Annotated in this window: 22 protein-coding genes; 21 read left to right on the top strand and 1 reads right to left on the bottom strand. The window is 55.2% G+C overall.

The genetic code is table 11. From position 1 onward, the window contains the following. Positions 1–19: 19 nt before the first annotated feature. Entirely contained in the window at positions 20–1,621 is a 1,602-nt protein-coding gene (gene nadB, locus ACHZCX_RS10355) for an L-aspartate oxidase (RefSeq protein WP_319587163.1), read from the bottom strand. 142 nt (positions 1,622–1,763) lie between these two features. On the opposite strand from nadB, the gene ACHZCX_RS10350 reads away from it, so the two are divergent. From ACHZCX_RS10350 to yajC, 21 genes are all read left to right on the top strand, one after another. Continuing rightward, a complete protein-coding gene (locus ACHZCX_RS10350; protein WP_319587162.1) occupies positions 1,764–2,540 on the top strand; it encodes an AAA family ATPase in 777 nt (258 codons plus the stop codon). A 2-nt stretch (positions 2,541–2,542) separates the two neighbouring features. Beyond that, positions 2,543–3,415 (top strand): ParB/RepB/Spo0J family partition protein, encoded by an 873-nt coding sequence (locus ACHZCX_RS10345; protein ID WP_319587161.1) that lies wholly within the window; start codon positions 2,543–2,545, stop codon positions 3,413–3,415. A gap of 26 nt (positions 3,416–3,441) precedes the next feature. Next, the gene (locus ACHZCX_RS10340) at positions 3,442–3,606 is read left to right on the top strand and encodes a hypothetical protein (protein ID WP_319587160.1); all 165 of its coding nucleotides are present in this window, start codon (positions 3,442–3,444) and stop codon (positions 3,604–3,606) included. A 2-nt stretch (positions 3,607–3,608) separates the two neighbouring features. Beyond that, a complete protein-coding gene (locus tag ACHZCX_RS10335) occupies positions 3,609–4,514 on the top strand; it encodes a 4Fe-4S binding protein (RefSeq protein WP_319587159.1) in 906 nt (301 codons plus the stop codon). Continuing rightward, the gene (locus ACHZCX_RS10330) at positions 4,511–4,972 is read left to right on the top strand and encodes an SH3 domain-containing protein (RefSeq protein WP_319587158.1); all 462 of its coding nucleotides are present in this window, start codon (positions 4,511–4,513) and stop codon (positions 4,970–4,972) included. The genes ACHZCX_RS10335 and ACHZCX_RS10330 overlap by 4 nt, the downstream gene beginning before the upstream one ends. 121 nt (positions 4,973–5,093) lie before the next feature. Next, positions 5,094–5,891, top strand: coding sequence for a malonyl-ACP O-methyltransferase BioC (gene bioC, locus ACHZCX_RS10325; RefSeq protein WP_319587157.1), 798 nt, complete (start codon positions 5,094–5,096; stop codon positions 5,889–5,891). 47 nt (positions 5,892–5,938) lie between these two features. Next, positions 5,939–6,643 carry a dethiobiotin synthase gene (bioD, locus tag ACHZCX_RS10320; protein ID WP_319587156.1) on the top strand — a complete coding sequence of 235 codons (705 nt, stop codon included), beginning with the start codon at positions 5,939–5,941 and terminating at the stop codon, positions 6,641–6,643. An 834-nt stretch (positions 6,644–7,477) separates the two neighbouring features. Next, complete coding sequence (locus tag ACHZCX_RS10315; RefSeq protein ID WP_319587155.1) at positions 7,478–8,461, top strand: dihydroorotate dehydrogenase-like protein; 984 nt, start codon at positions 7,478–7,480, stop codon at positions 8,459–8,461. 106 nt (positions 8,462–8,567) lie between these two features. Then, the gene (gene rsxC / locus ACHZCX_RS10310) at positions 8,568–9,887 is read left to right on the top strand and encodes an electron transport complex subunit RsxC (RefSeq protein WP_319587154.1); all 1,320 of its coding nucleotides are present in this window, start codon (positions 8,568–8,570) and stop codon (positions 9,885–9,887) included. A gap of 144 nt (positions 9,888–10,031) precedes the next feature. Continuing rightward, a complete protein-coding gene (locus tag ACHZCX_RS10305; protein WP_319588731.1) occupies positions 10,032–11,090 on the top strand; it encodes an RnfABCDGE type electron transport complex subunit D in 1,059 nt (352 codons plus the stop codon). Further along, positions 11,087–11,983: an FMN-binding protein gene (locus tag ACHZCX_RS10300; protein ID WP_319587153.1), complete on the top strand. Its 897-nt coding sequence runs from the start codon at positions 11,087–11,089 to the stop codon at positions 11,981–11,983. Before ACHZCX_RS10305 ends, ACHZCX_RS10300 begins: the two co-directional genes overlap by 4 nt. 18 nt (positions 11,984–12,001) lie before the next feature. After that, a complete protein-coding gene (locus ACHZCX_RS10295; RefSeq protein ID WP_319587152.1) occupies positions 12,002–12,634 on the top strand; it encodes an electron transport complex subunit E in 633 nt (210 codons plus the stop codon). Further along, complete coding sequence (locus ACHZCX_RS10290; protein ID WP_319587151.1) at positions 12,631–13,569, top strand: Rnf-Nqr domain containing protein; 939 nt, start codon at positions 12,631–12,633, stop codon at positions 13,567–13,569. The genes ACHZCX_RS10295 and ACHZCX_RS10290 overlap by 4 nt, the downstream gene beginning before the upstream one ends. A 46-nt stretch (positions 13,570–13,615) precedes the next feature. Further along, positions 13,616–14,491, top strand: coding sequence for an RnfABCDGE type electron transport complex subunit B (gene rnfB, locus ACHZCX_RS10285; protein WP_319587150.1), 876 nt, complete (start codon positions 13,616–13,618; stop codon positions 14,489–14,491). 24 nt (positions 14,492–14,515) lie between these two features. Next, complete coding sequence (locus tag ACHZCX_RS10280; RefSeq protein WP_319587149.1) at positions 14,516–15,553, top strand: FAD:protein FMN transferase; 1,038 nt, start codon at positions 14,516–14,518, stop codon at positions 15,551–15,553. 137 nt (positions 15,554–15,690) lie between these two features. Further along, entirely contained in the window at positions 15,691–16,152 is a 462-nt protein-coding gene (locus tag ACHZCX_RS10275) for a hydrogenase maturation protease (protein WP_319587148.1), read from the top strand. A 76-nt stretch (positions 16,153–16,228) separates the two neighbouring features. Beyond that, complete coding sequence (locus tag ACHZCX_RS10270; RefSeq protein ID WP_319587147.1) at positions 16,229–16,582, top strand: nucleotide pyrophosphohydrolase; 354 nt, start codon at positions 16,229–16,231, stop codon at positions 16,580–16,582. Between the two features lie 18 nt (positions 16,583–16,600). Beyond that, a complete protein-coding gene (locus ACHZCX_RS10265) occupies positions 16,601–17,662 on the top strand; it encodes a phosphotransferase (RefSeq protein WP_319587146.1) in 1,062 nt (353 codons plus the stop codon). Positions 17,663–17,826: 164 nt separating this feature from the next. Beyond that, positions 17,827–18,249 carry an FKBP-type peptidyl-prolyl cis-trans isomerase gene (locus ACHZCX_RS10260; RefSeq protein ID WP_319587145.1) on the top strand — a complete coding sequence of 141 codons (423 nt, stop codon included), beginning with the start codon at positions 17,827–17,829 and terminating at the stop codon, positions 18,247–18,249. Positions 18,250–18,271: 22 nt separating this feature from the next. Continuing rightward, positions 18,272–19,402 (top strand): tRNA guanosine(34) transglycosylase Tgt, encoded by a 1,131-nt coding sequence (gene tgt, locus ACHZCX_RS10255; protein WP_319587144.1) that lies wholly within the window; start codon positions 18,272–18,274, stop codon positions 19,400–19,402. Between the two features lie 22 nt (positions 19,403–19,424). After that, positions 19,425–19,766 carry a preprotein translocase subunit YajC gene (gene yajC, locus ACHZCX_RS10250; RefSeq protein ID WP_319587143.1) on the top strand — a complete coding sequence of 114 codons (342 nt, stop codon included), beginning with the start codon at positions 19,425–19,427 and terminating at the stop codon, positions 19,764–19,766. Positions 19,767–19,795 lie beyond the last annotated feature (29 nt).

Here is a 19,795-nt window from a genome sequence, read left to right as displayed (position 1 = left end):
GGGGGCTTTTTTTTGGGTTTTATTTCTGGAGCACAGTGTCCCGACGGTACTCGCTGTCGTTCTTTTCCGGATAATCGAGAATGTAATGGAGACCGCGAGACTCCCGCCGCAAGCTCGCACTCTGCACAATCAGGTCGGCGATGACCGCCAGGTTACGCAGTTCAATCAGATCAGGAGTGAGAAGATAATCATAGAAATGCTCTTTGATCTCGGTGAGCATCCAGCTTAACCGGGTCTGAATCAGATCCAGCCGTTTTTTCCGACGGACAATCCCCACATAATCCCACATCAACTGCCGGACCTGATCCCAGTTATGCTTGATGAGGATCGACTCGTCCAGCACAGCTGCGCCACCGGTCCGCCAACCGTCAACAGGTATCCGTTCCAATTTTCTAATACCGTCGATTTGCCCCTGTAACCAGTGGGCCGCACGGTGGGCAAAGACCACCGCCTCAAGGAGGGAATTCGAGGCCAGCCGGTTTGCCCCGTGCAATCCGGTGCAAGCGGTTTCGCCCAGAGCGAGGAGGTTGGTGATGGAGCTTTTCCCCCACTCGTCCACCAGCACGCCGCCGCACATGTAATGGGCCGCTGGCACCACCGGGATCGGTTTCTTGGTCAGGTCGACCCCGTACTGTTTGCAGGTTTTGTAGATGTTGGGGAAACGTTCCATGAGGAAGGCGGCTGATTTGTGGGTGATGTCAAGGAAAACGCAATCCGCGCCGGTGGCCTTCATCTCCGCATCGATACCCCGGGCCACGGCGTCACGGGTGGCCAGGTCGCCACGGGCATCATATTTTTTCATGAACGGCAACCCCTGCTGATTAATCAGGATGCCGCCTTCACCACGCACTGCCTCCGAAATGAGGAAATTTTTTGCCTCCCGGTTGAAAAAACAGGTGGGGTGGAATTGGATAAACTCCATGTTTGCCACCTTGGCTCCAGCCCGATAGGCCATGGCCACACCGTCGCCGGTGGCGATGTCAGGATTGGTGGTGTAGAGGTAGACCTTGCCACAACCCCCTGTGCACAGCACCGTCACCCCCGCCAGGTGTGTCTCGACCTCGCCGGTTAAGCGATTGAGCACATAGGCGCCGAGGCAACGATCGCCATTGCACCGCTCCTGGCCACGGGCTTTTGATTCGATCAACAGGTCAATGGCAAGGTGGTTTTCCAACACTTCGATGTTGGGGTTGGCCGCGATCTGCTCCAGCAGGGCCCGTTCAATTTCCTTGCCTGTCAGGTCGGAAGCATGGGCCACCCGGCGAGCCGAGTGGCCGCCTTCCATGCCCAAATCAAAACCCTTCCCGTTCTCACCCCTTTGGAATCGAACCCCCAAGTTCATCAACTCCCGAACCCGGTCCGGCCCCTCGGTGGTGACGATGCGGACAATCTCTTGGTTGCAGAGGCCGTCTCCGGAAATGAGGGTGTCGTCAATGTGGGCATCGATTGAATCTTCCACTGACAACACCGCGGCCACGCCCCCCTGGGCCAAATTGGTCGCCGTGTCGGCTTTTTTCTTTTTTGTAATCAGGGTAACCTTGGAAAACTGGGCGACCTTCAGCGCAAACGAAAGTCCCGAAACGCCACTGCCGACAATAAGCACATCACTGTAGTCTGCCATATGAGGATCCCGCGCCGGCAATGTTTCACGTGAAACATGGGCAAAGTTATTTGGAGGGCAAGAGAACTGTTCTCTGGGGAACGAGAGTATAGTATACTCCCCAAATGTTTCATCAACAAAGAGATGCTGGGGGAAAATTACATTGGATACACGAATTATCGCGCTCGCTAACCAGAAGGGCGGGGTGGGGAAAACCACCACTACCTTGAACCTCGCTGCTGTTCTGGCTGACAAAGGCAAAAAGGTGCTGCTGGTTGATTCCGATCCTCAAGGCAATGCCTCGAGCGGCGTGGGTGTTTTTAAAACGAATGAAGACAAGAATATCTATAGCTGTTTCATCGGCGCCAAAGAGGCTGTTGATTGCATTCTGCCGGCCAAATTGAAAAATCTCTCCATTCTGCCGGCCTCCATCGATTTGGTCGGCGTCGAAGTCGAGCTGATCGCCCAGGAAAACCGGGAAAAGCGGTTGAAGTCCATCTTGCGATCGGTCACAGGGCATTTTCAATACATCCTGATCGACTGCCCTCCCTCCCTGGGCCTTCTCACTATCAATGCCCTGACGGCCGCTGATTCGGTGTTGATTCCGCTGCAGTGTGAATATTTTGCCCTGGAGGGGTTGGCCCAACTGGTGCAGACCATCCGCAAGGTGAAGAAGCATTTGAACCGGGAATTGTTCATTGAAGGGTTGCTGCTCACTATGTATGACCGGCGGAACCGGTTGACCCACTCGGTGGCCAGCGAGATCCAAAAACATTTTGGTGAGCAGGTCTACCGGACAGTGATCCCGCGGAACGTCCGCCTCAGCGAAAGCCCCAGCCATGGGCAAACCATCATCGAGTACGATGCCGGATGCAGCGGGGCGAAGGCCTACAAGCAACTGGGCACCGAATTCCTCATGCGAACCAAGGCGAGGGCCTGATTATGATGAAGAATGTTCTGGGCCGGGGTGTGGGCGCACTGCTTCCAGAAGACAATCTGGATGAGGCTGATCGATTTTTTATGTGTGATATCGAGAAGATATCTGCGAATCCCAATCAGCCGCGCAGCCATTTCGATGCCGAAAAACTGCAGCAGTTGGCCGATTCCATCCGCGAGAAAGGGGTGATCCAGCCGTTGTTGGTCACCCAGGGGAACGACAACCGCTATGTTCTGATCGCGGGAGAAAGACGGCTTCGCGCCGCGAAACTGGCGGGCCGGGAGGAAATTCCGGTGGTGGTGATGGACAAGGGGAGCGACAACGAAAGCCTGGAGCTGGCCCTGATCGAAAATATCCAGCGCCACGATCTCAATCCCATTGAGGAGGCCGTGGCTTATGGGCGTCTGATGGAGGAATTCCACCTCACTCAGGAAGAGGTGGCCAAAAAGGTGGGACGGCAGCGGTCGACCATTACCAATGTACTCAGGTTGCTCCAGTTACCCCAAAGTCTGCAGGCAGATGTCGTTCAGGGACTGATCAGCGAGGGGCACGCCCGGGTTCTGCTGCGGATCAAGGATCAGCCGGAGCAGTTGCGGGAAATTCGCGACCGGATTGTCAACGAGGAGTTGTCGGTGCGGGCCACGGAACGTTTGTGCACTCAAAAACCCCATAATTCGGTACCGAAGGCAAATGAGGCCACCTTGCCGCCACCGGCAGAAGAATTACCCAAGTCATACTGTGCCGCCCTGGTCACCCAGTTGACCAACCAGTTGCACAGCAAGGTCCGGATTGTTCAGCAGGGCAAAAGAGGCAAGCTGGAGATCGAATACTACTCCAGCGATGACCTCGACCGGCTGGTCAGTTTGCTGTCCCGGTAAAATCCAGGCGGAAAAAGAGGGACGGTATGCAACAAGGGCCACAGGATAAAACCGGCAGGATGCGCAAGGCACCGCTGTTTCTTTTTCTCTTTTTTCTTCTGCTTTTTCTTGCTGGCATCGCGCTCGATGAGCCCACGCGCGTCCGTGAACAGGCCCGCTCTATCTGCCTAGAGTGTATCGGCATCGGTTGAGTATGGAATGCCTGCGCAAATGGGTTCAGTCCCTCTGGGTTTTTCTCAGCAACGGGTACTGGGGGTTCCCGGTCAGCGGCACCCTCTACCAGGGGCCATTGAAGGTCATCTGCTCGCCCGGTCTCAACTGCTACTCTTGTCCTGCTTCGACCACTTTTTGCCCTATCGGCAGCCTGCAGCAACTCTTGTTAGGCGTGCGGCTTTCGCTGCAGGCGGGGCAGTTCTATGTGGGCAGCTATGTGCTGGGGTGCATGGGCATGCTTGGTGTGGTGTTCGGCCGTTTCATCTGCGGCTGGGCCTGCCCTTTTGGCATGTTTCAGGAGTTGCTCCATCGGATTCCCTCACCGAAATGCGGGATACCCAAGGTGCTCAGATGGGGAAAGTACCTTGTCCTACTGCTCCTGGTGGTGGTCCTGCCGTTGACGGTGCTCGATGATTTCAGCATGGGTAAACCCTGGTTCTGCGCATTTCTCTGCCCTGCAGGGACGCTGGAAGCCGGTATCCCCATGCTGGTGCTTGCGCCCGATCTTCGCCCAGCTGCCGGTCTGCTCTTCCTGTATAAGGTGACTCTGCTGGCAGCTGTCGTCCTCTGGAGCATCGTCGCTTCCCGGCCTTTTTGCCGGACCCTTTGTCCCCTGGGCGCTTTTTACGGCCTGTTCAATCGGTACAGCCTGATTAGGTTGAAATTTAATGTGGATAACTGTACAAAGTGTGGTGCCTGCCACCAGGCCTGCCCTGTGAATATCCGCGTTGACGAAACGCCGAACAGTACCGAATGCATTCGGTGTCTGCGATGCAGTACCGAGGCCTGTCAGTTTGATGCGCTTTCTCTTGAAGTAGCGGGGCATGTTCTGCGGATGTCGCCGGCCTTGCCTGATAAATCCATGCGTCAAGGGACCCAATCATGAATAGGCGACGACCCCTCTTTTTCATCGTTTTTTCTCTCCTGCTGCTGGCGCGGATTGCTGCAGCGGCGGAGATGGCATCCATCGCCGGCGAGGATATCAACATGCGCTCCGGACCCGGCGCCGAGCATGAGGTCGTGTGGACAATCGGCTCAGGCTTCCCGGTTGAAATCGTCAGTTCCAAGGGGGAGTGGCTGCAGGTCAAGGATTTTGAAGGCAGCACCGGCTGGGTGCACAAAAAGACTATCCAGAAAACGCCCCACATGATTGTTAAGGCCAACAAGGGAACGGATCAGCAGATTAATGTTCGTAGCGAGCCGAATACCCAAGGCGCTATTGTTGCCAAGGCCAATTACGGCGTGGTCTTCAAGACCCTGGAGAAGAAGGATGGCTGGGTCAGGGTTGAGCACGGGCAGGGGGTAAGCGGCTGGGTTGATGGCCGCCTGCTCTGGGGATTTTAACTTACAAGCAGCGCGCCAAGCCTTTTTTTCTCTGTAAACAGGGAAAGAGGCCTGTCTTTCGCCATTTTATGTATTCGTATCTGCATCGTTCCGCTCCGTCGGGTTGCAAGGCCTTGGAAATATGTACGACGTAACCCGATCACTGCCCATGATTCCTGATAAACAGCTCATCAAGCTCCGGTTCGAGCAGGCAGCCACCACCTATGAACAGCAGGCCACGGTGCAATATCGGGTGGCTATCCGATTGCTGAATCTGCTGCGCGAGGCTGCTCCCGATTTGCAGCCGGCTGACGTTCTCGAGATCGGCTGCTGCACCGGCCTGTTGACCGAGAAGACGCTGACCCGCTTTCCTGGGATCGATCATTTCACCATTTGCGATCTGGTCGCCTCTTTCGAGCAGCGTGTCTGTCGCAGGATCGGTATCCATGCCGACAAAATCACCTTCCTGGCCGGGGATATAGAGACCGTTCCGCTGCCCGATCGCTACGATCTGGTGATCTCTTCCTCGACGCTGCATTGGGTGCACGACTTGCCCGGGCTGTGCATCAAACTGCATGATCACCTCCACCCTGGCGCTCTTCTGGCCTTTTCACTGTATGGTAAGGACAATCTGCGGGAAATACGCACGGTCACCGGGATGGGCTTAGCCTATCGCACTCTTGAGCAGGTGCGGACAGTGGTGGCGGAAAAATTCGATATCCTGGCTGCAGAGGAGACACGGGAAATTCTGTGGTATCCCGATCCGGTGGCGGTGCTCCAGCACCTGCGGGCCACCGGTGTCAATTCAATCGGCCAGCAGGCCTGGACCCGGCGTCAGGTCAACGCCTTTATTACTGACTACAGAGAACAATTCTCCGGCGATCAGGGTGTCCGGCTTACTTACCATCCGATGTTCATCGTCGCCCGGCCCCGGTTGTAACTACACTTGGACGGGGCGCTGCCACAATCGCTCCATGGAGCATACTCATGACCACTCCGCACTACACCATTGCCGTGGGCGGCATTGACACCGATGTCGGCAAATCCTATGTCACCGGATTATTGGCTCGATATCTTGTCCAACAGAAACAGAATGTGACCACGCTGAAATTGGTGCAAACCGGCTGTCCCGAAACCTCGGACGACATTCAATTGCACCGCAAATTGATGGGGCAGCCGCTGACCGATTTTGACCGGGACGGAACCACCTGTCCCTATGTCTTTCCCTATCCAGCCTCACCTTTTTTGGCGGCGCGCATGGTGGGCAGAGAGATCGAGGCTGCCGAGATTGACCGGGCCATGTCCACCCTGCAGGCGCAGTATGAATGGTTGCTGGTGGAGGGTGCCGGTGGCCTGCTGGTGCCGCTGAATGATCAGTTGTTGTTGCTCGATTATTTTGCTGACAAAAAACTTCCTCTGATCCTGGTCAGTTCTCCACGCCTGGGATCGATCAATCACACTCGTCTCAGCCTTGAGGCGATCAAGACCCGCAACATCCCTCTGCTCGGACTGGTCTATAATCTCTATGGTGAGCATCCCAAAGAGATTGTCCAGGATACACTGCTCGAATGCCGCAAAGCCTTAGTCGACTATGGTTTTGCCGAGACGATTGTCCTGATGCCTGACATTAAAGAAAGTACCTCGGCCGCCTGGCAAACGTTGGTCACGGCGGGCCGACAGTATTACCAATAATCCCCGCTTATTTTATCTTCCCCGTCTCCCGCTTGGATAATTTCAGTTAGGTGTGCGCCGGCCAATGGTGGTCAGGCTTTTTTCCGATGTTTCTCGTCTCTGTCAAATCAACAACTCTCAATCGTAGCCAGCCATCTGCAGTATTGTGAAAAGCAGCGTTTCAGCTGGCAAAGAAGGTAGGGCGAGATCGCTCGTGCGGGCTCGCTCAAAAAAAAACTCTGTGCGGATTACGCATATTTTGCACATTATAATAAGGAAAGCTGGTCGGGTGGGAAAGAACCATAAAGGGGTTATGGCGCTTTTATGTTTATTATTGACAGGTTATTGCAACGGTTAACTTCTGCCCTTTTCGAGGAGACGAGCGCTGGTTGTGCAAGTTGTGCGTTTATATAAACAATGTTGATCTTGTTGATCAGTATTTTTCATATTCAGGGTGGCTGGGATCAATTTTAGATATTCCGAAGAGTTATCTGTGGATGCTCATTTTTGGGGCGCTGCGATCATTGAATAGATTCTTGACCTTAGCATGAGAAGTAGGTAGTCAATTCCATTATGGTGATAATCAATCAGCAAAATACTTGCGATGGTAATGAGAGTTGGTTCGAATCATTCAGCGACTTATTTTTTCATTACGTCGGGGCACAACTTGTAAGGGGAACAGCGGTATTTTCGGCTGAACATGTTGTTGCTTGTAATGGGTATCACCTGCTGTGTGTGTGGAATTAACTTGTACAATTCGTTTAACAGGAACCACTGACCATTCTCTTTTCGGGCCGCTGAGGAGAAGCTGCCTGCCGGAGAGTGCGGAGTGGCAATCCACTGCCGGAAATGACCATGAAAGATCTGTCCACGCACTATCTTGGCCTGAAGCTACGGACTCCTATCGTTGTCGGGAGCTGCGGTCTCACAAAAACGGTTGATTCGATCATAGCTCTGGCAGAAAATCAGGCCGGAGCGGTGGTTCTCAAATCGTTGTTCGAGGAACAGATAGCTGCCGAGCTCTCGCAAAACCTTGAGAATTATCAGGCCGATTACCCTGATGCCTTTGATTACATTCGGGGGTATACCAGGGAAAAAGCCCTGGAAGAATACCTCGACTTGATCGCTGATGCGAAAAAGGCGGTCGATATACCGATCATCGCCAGCATCAATTGCACTTCGGCCAATGAATGGGTGTCTTTTGCCAAATTGGTGGAAAAAGCCGGAGCCGATGCCATTGAGTTGAATGTTTCCTTGCTGCCGAGCGACCCGCGATTGACCAGCCAGGACAGTGAAAATCTGTACTTTGAAATCGTTGAAAAGGTCAGCGGAATGATCTCCATCCCGCTGGCTTTGAAAATAAGCCACTATTCTTCAGCCCTTGCCAATCTTCTCGCACGGTTGAGTTGGACCGGCAAGGTGTCCGGTTTTGTCCTCTTCAATCGCTACTTTCGACCAGACATTGATATCAAGGGGATGACCGTCACCAAGGCCGATATTTTCAGCACTCCAGGGGAAATGACCGAGTCCCTGCGGTGGATTGCTCTGCTCTCGGCTAATATCGACAAGGATTTTGTCGCATCCACCGGAATCCACGACGGCGAGGGGTTAATCAAGCAGTTGTTGGCCGGTGCGGCAGCGGTTCAGGTGGTCACAACCCTCTATAAGAACGGGACAGAGCAGATCTCCGCCATGCTCCAGGAACTGGAAGCCTGGATGAGTGAGAAAGACTACAATCGAATCGACGATTTTCGCGGTGCTCTCAGTCACCGCAAGACCGGTAACCCGGCGGCTTTCGAACGGATTCAATTTATGAAACAATTTGGCGGAATCGCATAAAAAATGGTCGATTCAACAGGGAGGAACAATCATCGTCTTCACCTGCCACAACGACTCTAAGGGCAAGTTTGCCGCAAATATTTCAGTTCCACATGTGCTTGAATTTATGAATTCCTTACTGACTTTTCCCAAAGGCGGCGTCCATCCACCGGAGTCAAAGGACCAGACCGCCGCTCTTGCCATTGAGCGGATGCCGGTACCGGATGAACTGGAGATAATTCTTGGCCAGCACATTGGCGCACCCTGTTCGCCGATGGTGAAAAAGCGTGATGTCGTCCTCGAAGGAGCGGTAATCGGCGAAGTGGTGAAAGGGTTAGGGGTACCGCTGCATTCGCCTGTCGCCGGCACCATCAAGGATATCGGGATGTCGGCGCATCCGTTGCGGGTCAAAGCGCCGTCGATCACCATTGCGGTTGATCATGCTGCCACGCCTGCTTCCTACACGCCGAACCCGTGGCAGGAATTGAGCGCCACCGATCTCCTGGTTAAGGTGCATGATGCCGGTGTCATCGGGATCGGCGGGGCCGGTTTTCCCACGCATGTGAAACTTAAGCCACCCGCAGACGCCAAAATCGACACCTTGCTGCTCAACGGGGCCGAATGCGAGCCGTACATAACCGCTGATCACCGGCAGATGCTTGAACACCCGAAAGAAATCATCGAAGGTGCTCAGATCATTCTCAAAATTCTGGGAATTAAAAATTGCCAGATTGGCATTGAAAGCAACAAACCGGATGCCATTCAGGCTATGGCTGATGCTGCCCGGCTGGGCAGTACACCAGAGTGTTCTTTGTCAGTGCATGCCTTGCAGGTTAAGTATCCCCAAGGTTCGGAAAAACAGCTGATTCAGGCTCTTGTTGGGCGAAAAGTGCCTTCCATGGCCCTGCCGTCGGCGGTGGGGGTCGTGGTTCATAACGTTTCGACCGCGCGGGCGATTTACGATGCGGTAGTGCTCAATAAGCCGCTCTGTGAAAAAGTGGTCACCATTAGCGGCGGCGGTATCACGAAGCCCGCCAACCTCCTGGTCAAGGTCGGAACCAAAATCGGCGATATTGTGCAGTACCTTGGCGGCACCAAACCGGAACTGGCGAAAATCATCATGGGGGGACCGATGATGGGCTTTGCCGTTTCAAGCCTTGACGTTCCGGTGACCAAAACCACTTCGTCGGTCCTGTTTTTAACCGCCCAAGAAATCGATAGCCGGCCTCACTCGCAATGCATCCGTTGCGGATGGTGCCTTGATGCCTGCCCGATGGGTCTGGAACCAAAGGAAATCGGTGTCTATGTGGAGGCCAACCGGTCCGAGGACACCGCCCAATTCGGGGTGTTCGATTGTTTTGAATGCGGCAGTTGCGCCTATATCTGCCCAGCTAAACGGCCTCTGGTACAATTCATTCGGTTGGCCAAAATGAAGGCAAAGAGATAGCTCAGGGGCAGGAGCCTCAGTGAGACGGCATCGTCGTCGGGTGGCATGGACGTCAAGGAAAGGTTCCCGTTCTCGGGTTAGGGTTTGGGGTGGGTGGGGGAGAGAACCCCTCACGTTGCATGTGTAATATCGTTCTGAAGGAGTATCGCCATCGAAACGCAAGCGCCTGATAACCAGTCATTCCCCTCACAACCGAACTGGATTGTCTCAGTTTCGCCGCATGTGAAGAGCAATGAATCGGTTGAGAAAATCATGTGGACCGTGGTGGCCTGCCTGATGCCGCCGCTGATCCTGTCGGTCTTTATCTTCGGCATTCAAACCTTGATCATCACCGCTGTCTCGGTCATCAGCTGCATGGCGGTGGAGGCCGTCAGCCAAAAGCTGCTCGGGCGACCAATCACCATCATGGATGGCAGCGCAGCCTTGACCGGTGTACTGCTCGCTTTTGTCATTCCTCCTGGCGTGTCTTATCTGTTGCCGGTACTCGGCGCGGTCATGGCGATTTACGTCGGCAAACACCTGTTGGGTGGAATTGGCTACAATATTTTTAATCCGGCCTTGATGGGCCGGGCCTTTTTACTGGCAACCTTTCCGGTGGCCATGACCTCGGCCTGGCTGTCACCCGTGGATGGGATGGCGATTTTCAGCCACCTCGGCGCCGGAGCGGATGCGGTTTCCGCCGCCACCCCTCTGGCAGTCCTTAAGGCACAGGGAATGGCTGGTTTCGCGAAGACCTTCGGTTCTGGTACCAGCCTTTATGGGTCCTTTTTCATGGGCTGGCGGCCCGGGTGCATCGGTGAGACCTCCGGCCTCCTGCTGGTGCTCGGCGGTCTCTATTTGATGTACAGGCGATATATCACCTGGCATATTCCGGTTTCGGTTCTCGGCACCATCGCCCTGCTTTCCTGGATTTTCGGTGGGAACGCGCTTTTCACCGGCGATCCGCTGCTGGCAATACTCTCTGGTGGTGCCATGCTCGGCGCCTTCTATATGGCCAACGATTACGTCACCTCGCCGACCAATAAAACCTCACAATTGGTGTACGGAGTAGGTATCGGCGCCTTGACCGTTTTAATCAGGTTAAAGGGCGGTTATCCCGAAGGCATCTGTTACGCCATTCTGCTGATGAACCCGCTCAGTTCGGTCCTGGATGGATGGTTCAAGCCCAAGCGGTTCGCCCCGCCGGTTGGAGGTGACCAATGAAAGACATCCTGAACATCGTCTTCCGTCTTACGGTTTCCTGCCTGATGGCGGCAACGGTGATGGGGGCGGCTTTTATCATCACCGACAAAGCCAAGAAGCACAATGAGCATGCCCGGGAAGAACGGACCATGTACGGCCTGCTGGGCTATGGGGAACGCAAACCGGTGCCCGCGACCCTGGCCCTGCACCAGATCTATCGCTATATCATTACCGAACCGGGCAGGCAGCTGATCGGGTACCTGGTGCCGACGGCCCAAGCAGGCAAGGCGGGTTACACCCTCGTCAGCCTAGATTTGGAAGGTAAAATGGCCGATCGGAAAGAGGTGGCCCTTGACGCCGAGCAGAGCCGGGAAAAAGAAGACCGCGACAAGGCGGTTCTGGCGGCTGTCGGTCCGGGCAAGGAGATCCGCTTTGCCGATCATACCATTGTGGTGACCAATGACAGCAAACGGGTGGCGTATCTGCTGGGAGGCAAGTTCCCGGGCTTCAAGACCTTTATCAACGTGATGCTGGCGCTTGACCAGAAATATGCGATGCTGGGCGTGGAGGTTTTGGAGCACGAGGAAGATCCCGGTCTTGGTGCCGAGATTGAAAAGGATTATTTCAAGAAGCAGTTCAAAGGTAGATCGTTTGATGTGCTCAAAGGGCTGCAGGTTGTCAAAGAGCCTTTGCCGGAGCAATACCGGCAAGCCCTTGAGGGACATCTCGCCGACGCCGATGTCTCTCGGATAATGGAACAATTCAAGGACAAAAATATCTATGCCCTGACCGGAGCAACCATCTCCTCGCGGATGCTGACCGATGGCGTGAAAGGGATGGCAGTTAAGTTCGCTTACCGCTTGGATATTCTCGATCGTGTGCTCAAAGAGCAAAAAATTGCTGTCTCGTTTTAACCTAGTCGGAGGACCAGAGTGACAACACATTCATCTAACACCAAAACACCCTGGGAACTCCTTGGGCGGGGTATTCTGAGCGAAAACCCGATCTTCCGGCTGGCGCTGTCGATGTGCCCGGCGGTCGGTATTTCCACCACGGTCATGAATGGTCTGATGCTGGGCGTTGCCGTGTTGTTGGTCCAAGTTTTCTCCAGCGTGACCATTTCACTCTTTAAAGACCAAATCCATCCCCGGATTCGAATACCGACCTACACCCTGACCATCGCTACCTGGGTAACGGTCATCGATCTGGTCATGGCCGCCTACTTGCCTGGGGCCTACGCTAAGATGGGCATTTTCATCAAACTGATCGTTGCCTTTGCTATCATTACCATGCGACTGGAAATGTTCGCCTGCAAAGAAAAGGTGTCCGACTCCTTCTGGGATGGGGTGGGCATGGGTCTTGGATTCATGGTCGGCATGGTGGTCATCGGTTTTGTCCGCGAACTGTTGGGATCGGGAGCGATCTTCGGCTACGACGTCCTAGGATTCAAACCCTTGCTGTTCTTTATCCTGCCGAGCGCGGGATTCTTCGTCGTCGGCTTGATGATGGCTTTTTTCAACTGGATCGAACTGGTGTACAAACGTAAAAAAGGAATGCAATCATGAGCAACCTGAAAATTCCTCCGTTTGCCGTGCTTCTTGTCGTCCTGCTGTTGCCGGCATGGCTGCAGGCCGCTGATTTCATCGAAACCACCTCGTTTTCCGGCAAAAACGGCATTGCGGTCACCTTCACCGCGCCTGTCGACAAGGCGGTGGCTGGCGATGTGGCTAAGTATACGGTTTTTGAAGAAAACGATCCCGATATCAAGCTTAGCCTGATCTCCGCAACGGTGGGCAGTGACGGTCGCAATGTCGCACTGCTGTTCGCCGAACCGCTCAATACCGCGAAAACGCATGTGGTTTCGTTGCGGGGGCTGACGGGTGTTGCCGATCTCACTTTCAAGGTTTCGAAATCCTACCTCGGGTATCTGTTCTCGATTCTTATTGCCGCACTGCTGATCAATAATTTCGTTTTCACCAAATACCTTGGGTTGTGCGTATTTTTTGGAACATCGAAGAGAAAGGAAACGGCGAAGGGCATGGGGGTGGTGTTCACCATCGTCATGGTGGCGTCTGCCAGCATGAGTTGGCTCTTTTACAAGTTTACCCTGATTCCTTTCAATCTCAACTTTCTCCAAATCGTCGTCTTCATTGGTCTGGTTTCGCTCACCGTGCAGGCAGTCGACACGATCCTGCGCAAAGTCAATCCGGTGCTGTTCAACTCGTTTGGCGTCTACCTGGTTCTCGTCATCGCCAACTGTGTCATCATTGCCGTGCCGCTGGTCATGTCGAGCCTCAATTACAATTTCCTCGAGACCTTCATGCTGGCCCTTGGTGCCGGAGGGGGCTTTTTACTGGCCCTCTATCTCATGAGTTCTGTTCGGGAGCGGTTGGAAATAGCCAACATACCCCCGACATTTAAAGGCTTGCCCATTGCCTTCATCGTCGCCGGGCAATTCGCCATGGCCTTTCTCGGTTTTTCCGGTTTGCAGCTGTTTTGATCTGAAAACTGAAATCGACAACACGGATGGATAAGAGAGTGGTGAAATGGATCCGCAATTACTTAAAATAGCCCTGAGCGGGCTGGTTCTTCTCGGCTGCATAGGCCTGTTCTTTGGTATCGGTCTGGCCATCGCTGCCCATAAGTTTGCGGTCGAGACCAACCCGCTGATCGATAAGGTCCTGCATTCCCTGCCCCTGGCCCAGTGCGGCGGCTGCGGATATCCGGGCTGTGAAGGCTATGCCATTGCCGTGGTCAATGATCCCGCCGTCCCGCCAAATCTCTGTTTTCCCGGCAAAGAAGCGGTGGCTGCGGTGGTGGCCGAACTCACCGGCAAGAAGATGGCTGAGGTCGAAGACCAGATGGCGGTTGTCCGCTGTTCAAGGGTTGAGGGACGGGTCAGCCATAAGCATCACTATATCGGTTTTCATTCCTGCACAGCTGCCAACCTCGGCTTTGGCGGACCATCGAAATGCCAGTATGCTTGCATTGGCCTGGGCGAATGCGCTGAAGCCTGTCCATTCGATGCCATAGAAATGGTTGATAATTTTCCGATTATTAACCCGGATAAATGTGTGAGTTGCGGGGTGTGCGTGCGCACCTGCCCGAAGAAGATTATCGAGCTGCAAACGTTGAAGGCTCGGGTGTGGGTGCCTTGCTCTTCAAAAGATCTCGGCAAGGATGTTAAGGCTGTCTGCGAAGTCGGCTGTATCGGCTGCAAGCTCTGTGTCAAGGTGTGCCCGGCCAAAGCGGTGGCATATACCGATAATCTGATTGTCATCGATCATAAGAGCTGCATTGCTTATGGTCCTTCCTGCGAGGAAGTGTGTGTCGCTAAATGTCCTCGCGAGATTTTTCGTCATTACAAGGGACGGCTGACTATAGCCCGAAATGTCGCTGATGGCCTGAAAATGGCCGGTTAATAAAACCAAACGAGTGGAACAGTCATGAAAATTTTCCCAAATGTTTGTGATCACAAGAGAAGATCATTTTTAAAGCTCTCCGGACTCCTGGGCCTAGGAGCTGCCGCAGCGACCCTGTTGCCAGTCGAGAAGGCGGAAAGCTTGTTGTTTCACAAAAATACGTACAAGGTTTCCAAAACCCGTATTGCTATGGGTACCTTTGTCGACATGACGGTCATGCACACCTCCAGGGACGAGGCGGAAAACGCCATGGGACTTGCCTTTGCCGAAGTTGACCGCCTCTGCACTCTCCTGACCCGCTATGGCAATCAATCGCCGATTTGCGAGCTCAATACTGAGCATTGCCTTGCTCAGCCGATCCCTGAAATTCGTGAGGTGCTCGGTCGAGCCCTCTATTTCCACCGCGACACCAATGGGGCTTTCGATATTACCGTCGCGCCGCTTGTCGATCTTTTCCAAAAGCGATTCGCTGCCGGTAAGCAGCCAACCGAAGCCGAGACCGATGCGATTCTCGACCTGATCGGTTCAGAACGCCTGCGCTTTGATAACGGATCCATCCTCTTGCCCGAGAAGGGCATGGGGATTACGCTGGACGGCGTCGCTCCCGGTTTTATCGCCGACCGAGCGGCGCAGGTGCTGGCTGAAAATGGAATAGCCAACCACTTGGTCAACGCAGGAGGCGAGATTCGGGTCGGCGGCTCAGTCGCCAAGGGCAAGGCCTGGACCGTGGCTATCCAGGACCCGGCGAAAAAGAAAGAATACCCCGATGTTATCAGTCTGCGCGAGGGCGCTGTGGCGACCTCAGGCAATTACGAGATTTATTACGATCGGGAGAAGGTTTTTCACCATATCGTCAACAGCAAAACCGGTCACTCACCGCATCTGGCGACCAGCGTCACGGTCATGGCTCCCACCGCCATGGATGCCGACATCCTGTCGACCGCTGTCTTTGTCATGGAGCCGGAGGTCGGAATGCGGTACATCAACTCCCGGCCTGGGTATGAGTGCTTCGTTATCGATCGCCAGGGGCAAACAATGCATTCGAATGGCTGGCCGGCTTGATATAAACTTGTTGAAGAAATTTAAAAAGAGGCCCGCTGGGGGCCTCTTTTTTGTTTGTTGAATACAGATGCTGATGAATCGCCAATCAGCAGTGAACAATGCCCGTCTTGGGCATGTTTTTCAACTGCAAGGCCGCCATGAATAGAAAATGCGTGGTTGTCGGCATCGGCAACCCCTATCTCCAGGATGACCGGGCAGGGATCGTCGTGGCTGAGCGATTGGAGCAGGAGAACCTGGCCTGCCAAATCGGAGTGGCCTACACAGCCGGTTTCGAAGTGATGGACAAGATCCGGGATTTTGAGCGGGCCATCATTGTCGACGCCTGCAAACTCGGCAACAAGCCGGGATCCATCCTCGAGGTCACGCTGGATGACATCTTCACCACCCATGCCCTGGTCAACTCGCATGCCATCACCCTGGGCACCACCCTGAAGACGGGCTACATCTGTTTTCCGGAGGAGATGCCCGCCGATATCCGTATCCTGCTGATTGAGGTCAAGGAAATCAAGGAGTTCACCCAGCAGATGTCGCCCGAGGTCGAGCAGGCAGTCGGCGAGGTGGTCGAACGGATCAAAGGGCTGGTCGCCGCCATGGTCTGAGATCTGCGCCTTGGGAGTGACAAACAGCCCCTGATGCGCTACCTTGGCGGATCGTTTTGGCACAGGAGGAACCGCCATGGCTCAAAAAAAATCGCCCTACCACTGCATCAGTCTCCAACAACTGACCCTGGAGTTGCGCCGTTTCGCCGGCGAGCGTGACTGGGAACCCTTTCACACCCCGAAAAATCTCGCCGCCGCCCTGATTGTCGAAGCGGCTGAACTGCTTGAGCACTTTCAGTGGCTCACCCCGGAGCAGAGCTCCAATCTGACGCCTGAAACCAGGAACGAGGTGGCGCACGAGATCGCCGATGTCCTCATCTACCTGACCCGCCTGGCCGATCAGCTGGGGATCGACATGCTGGCCGCGGCCTCGGAGAAGATGGCGCTCAATGCGTGCAAATACCCGCCGCCGGTTGCTCCCGCCCCCTGATTACCCCATTGCCTTTTTATGGATACCGCCCTCGCCCTCGATTTCTTTCTTCCGGCCGCCTCTTTCCTGGACCTTGTGCCGTTGGGGCAGGGCAATATTAACGATACCTGGCGAGTTGAGCTGGTCGACGGGAAGCAATTGGTCCTGCAACGGCTGCATCCCGCGGTTTTTGCCGATCCGGGAGCGGTGATAGCCAACATGCGGATCGTCACCGCGCATCTGAACCGGAACACTGAATCCGGCATCTCTTTTTTTTGTCTGGTGACCAACCCGGAAGGGCGGGATCATTATTTCGATCCGGCGGGTCATTGCTGGCGGCTGCTGACCCATATCGACAACACCCGAACCTTGGACACTCTGAAAAAACCGGCGCAGGCCGAGGAGATCGGCTCCCTGCTCGGGCGCTTCCATCTCTTGACCGCGGATATCGACCCCGAAGCGCTTGCCGATCCGTTGCCGGATTTCCACATTACCCCCCGGTATCTGGAACACTATGACCTCGTCCGCAGCAAGGCCCGGAAGGAGAACGAACCAGAGGCCTTTTGTTGCCGCCGGATCAAAAAACTCCGCCCGAGTGCATCCATCCTTGAACAGGCCAGGGACCGGTTGAGCCACCAGGTGATCCACGGTGATCCCAAGGCCGCCAATTTCCTGTTCGCCGCCGATACCGACCGGGCGGTTAGCCTGATCGATTTCGACACGGTCAAGCCGGGGCTGCTCCTGCATGACCTGGGCGACTGCCTCCGTTCCTGCTGCAATCCCATGGGCGAGGGCCCTGCCGACCCTGCCGCCACGGTTTTTGACCCGGATTATTTTCAGGCCCTGATGGCCGGCTATCTGCGTCAGGCCGGGCACCTGCTCACCCCGGCGGACAAGGATTTGCTGGTAACGGCTGTTGCGCTGATCAGCTTTGAACTGGGGTTGCGATTTTTCACCGACCATTTGGCAGGCGACCGTTATTTCAAGATTACCCGACCGGGGCAGAATCTGCACCGGGCTCTGGTGCAATTCCATCTCAACCAGTCCATCGGTGCTCAACAGGGCGAGCTGGAGCGGCGGCTTGCCCTCCTGCTGTCCTGAAAACGTCAAGGATGGGCGGCGCGCAACCGGTTTCGGGCTTGAGTGCGGTCTTGCAATTGTCCGCCGGGCGGTTTATAGCTGTGCGCACGCTGTCGCCGCCTCCTGGCAGACCACGGCAACCGGTGCGGATCTCCCGGACCGGTCATTTTATGAACGAGGGCAATATGATCATCAGTGAAGGCAAAACCGTTGCCATTACCTATACCCTGACCCTGGACAACGGCGAAACGGTCGACACCAACGTAGGGGCGGAGCCGCTCACCTACACCCAAGGCGAAGAACAACTCATTTTCGGTTTGGAGCAGGCCCTGATCGGCAAAAAGGCAGGGGACACCCTCAAGGTCATCGTCCCGCCCGAGGACGGTTATGGGGTCATTTCCGAGGAGGCGCTGATTGAGGTGCCCCTGGAGCACCTGCCCGAGGAAGCACGCCAGCCGGGCGCGATGCTCACTGCCGTTGGCCCCGAAGGCCAGGAATTGCAGGGCCTGGTCACCGACATTGGGGAAACAATCGCCAAGCTTGACTTCAACCACCCTTTGGCCGGGGAGATGCTCCATTTCGACGTCCTCATCCTGAGCGTCGAATAATACCTGTTCCCGGATTATCTCCATGACCAGAGTCTCACCCTTTACCCTGCTGGGCCGTTCGACCGAGTGCAAGGCACGTCGGGGCGAACTGGCCACCCTGCACGGCACCGTCCAGACCCCGGTCTTCATGCCGGTGGGGACCCAGGCCACGGTCAAGGCGATGACCCCGGAAAATCTCGTCGAGCTCGGGGCGCAGATCATCCTCGGCAACACCTACCATCTCTACATCCGGCCCGGCCATGAACTGATCCGCAGCTTCGGCGGTCTGCACCAGTTCATGCACTGGGACGGGCCGATCCTCACCGATTCCGGCGGTTTTCAGATTTTCAGCCTGCGGGAACTGGCCAAGATCACTGAGGAGGGGGCCGCCTTCCGTTCCCATCTCGACGGCACCAAGCTTTTCCTCAGCCCCGAAGATGCCGTCCATGTCCAGGAGGCCCTGGGATCCGACATCATGATGGCCTTGGACACCTGCATTCCCTATCCGGCGGACCGGGAGCAGACCATCAAAGGCACGGCTCTGACCGCCCGTTGGGCCAAACGATGCCGTGATGCACAGAGTGGGACCGGCCAGCATCTTTTTGGTATTGTCCAGGGAGGCATGTTTCCGGACCTGCGCCTGGAAGCAATCGAGCAGCTGGTCGACATCGGATTTGATGGTTATGCCCTGGGCGGACTGTCGGTGGGCGAACCTAAGGAGCTGATGTATGAGTTGATGGAGGCCACCGCCGATCATCTGCCGGCCGATCACGCCCGCTACCTCATGGGCGTCGGCACACCGGAGGACCTGGTTGAGGGCGTCTATCACGGCATCGATATGTTCGACTGCGTCATGCCGACCCGCAACGCCCGCAATGGAATGCTCTTTACTTCAGAGGGCAGACTTGTTATAAAAAACGCCTGTTTTCAACAGGACCAGAGGCCGTTGGACGAAACCTGCGGCTGCTACACCTGCCGCCATTATTCGCGCGCCTATCTTCGGCACCTGTTCCAGAGCCGTGAGATCCTGGCCTACCAGTTGAACAGCATCCACAACCTGCACTACTATTGCACGTTGATGGCGGGCATGCGGGAGGCGATCCGGGAAGACCGTTTTCTTGCTTTTCGCCGATCTTTTTATCAACAACGGACTGGACCGTTTGCAGAACACTAACGATTAACTGGAGGAATGTTTCATGACTGGAGTTGCCTGGGCCGCTGACGCTGCCGCCCCCGCGGGGTTGGCCAATATTGCCCAATTTGTCCCGCTGGTTCTTATTTTTATCGTCTTCTATTTTTTGCTGATCCGACCGCAACAGAAAAAGGCCAAGGAGCATCAAAACTACCTGTCGAACCTGAAAAAGGGTGACAAGGTCATCACCGGTGGCGGCATCCATGGGCAGATCACCGGCATCACCGATTCGGTAGTCACGCTGGAGATCGCCGAGAATGTGCGGATCAAGGTCAATCGCGCCGCCATCGCCGGTTCCGCGGCTGAGGCCGAAAAGCAGCAGACCCCGGCCAAGAGCGGCGGCTGAGGGCTGAGAGGCTGCAAGTGATTTTCATC

It is taken from the genome of uncultured Desulfobulbus sp. (assembly GCF_963662935.2).
In the GTDB taxonomy this organism is placed as follows: domain Bacteria; phylum Desulfobacterota; class Desulfobulbia; order Desulfobulbales; family Desulfobulbaceae; genus Desulfobulbus.
This window is presented reverse-complemented; position numbering and strand designations above follow the sequence as displayed.

Coding starts and splice junctions, on each gene's coding strand:
- nadB (WP_319587163.1), bottom strand. CDS start 1,621: ATGGCAGACTACAGTGATGTGCTTATTGTCGGCAGTGGCGTTTCGGGA.
- bioC (WP_319587157.1), top strand. CDS start 5,094: ATGTACGACGTAACCCGATCACTGCCCATGATTCCTGATAAACAGCTC.
- tgt (WP_319587144.1), top strand. CDS start 18,272: ATGACCAGAGTCTCACCCTTTACCCTGCTGGGCCGTTCGACCGAGTGC.
- ACHZCX_RS10270 (WP_319587147.1), top strand. CDS start 16,229: ATGGCTCAAAAAAAATCGCCCTACCACTGCATCAGTCTCCAACAACTG.
- yajC (WP_319587143.1), top strand. CDS start 19,425: ATGACTGGAGTTGCCTGGGCCGCTGACGCTGCCGCCCCCGCGGGGTTG.
- ACHZCX_RS10315 (WP_319587155.1), top strand. CDS start 7,478: ATGAAAGATCTGTCCACGCACTATCTTGGCCTGAAGCTACGGACTCCT.
- ACHZCX_RS10290 (WP_319587151.1), top strand. CDS start 12,631: ATGAGCAACCTGAAAATTCCTCCGTTTGCCGTGCTTCTTGTCGTCCTG.
- ACHZCX_RS10345 (WP_319587161.1), top strand. CDS start 2,543: ATGATGAAGAATGTTCTGGGCCGGGGTGTGGGCGCACTGCTTCCAGAA.
- rnfB (WP_319587150.1), top strand. CDS start 13,616: ATGGATCCGCAATTACTTAAAATAGCCCTGAGCGGGCTGGTTCTTCTC.
- ACHZCX_RS10260 (WP_319587145.1), top strand. CDS start 17,827: ATGATCATCAGTGAAGGCAAAACCGTTGCCATTACCTATACCCTGACC.
- ACHZCX_RS10300 (WP_319587153.1), top strand. CDS start 11,087: ATGAAAGACATCCTGAACATCGTCTTCCGTCTTACGGTTTCCTGCCTG.
- bioD (WP_319587156.1), top strand. CDS start 5,939: ATGACCACTCCGCACTACACCATTGCCGTGGGCGGCATTGACACCGAT.
- ACHZCX_RS10275 (WP_319587148.1), top strand. CDS start 15,691: ATGAATAGAAAATGCGTGGTTGTCGGCATCGGCAACCCCTATCTCCAG.
- ACHZCX_RS10340 (WP_319587160.1), top strand. CDS start 3,442: ATGCAACAAGGGCCACAGGATAAAACCGGCAGGATGCGCAAGGCACCG.
- rsxC (WP_319587154.1), top strand. CDS start 8,568: ATGAATTCCTTACTGACTTTTCCCAAAGGCGGCGTCCATCCACCGGAG.
- ACHZCX_RS10330 (WP_319587158.1), top strand. CDS start 4,511: ATGAATAGGCGACGACCCCTCTTTTTCATCGTTTTTTCTCTCCTGCTG.
- ACHZCX_RS10280 (WP_319587149.1), top strand. CDS start 14,516: ATGAAAATTTTCCCAAATGTTTGTGATCACAAGAGAAGATCATTTTTA.
- ACHZCX_RS10265 (WP_319587146.1), top strand. CDS start 16,601: ATGGATACCGCCCTCGCCCTCGATTTCTTTCTTCCGGCCGCCTCTTTC.
- ACHZCX_RS10335 (WP_319587159.1), top strand. CDS start 3,609: ATGGAATGCCTGCGCAAATGGGTTCAGTCCCTCTGGGTTTTTCTCAGC.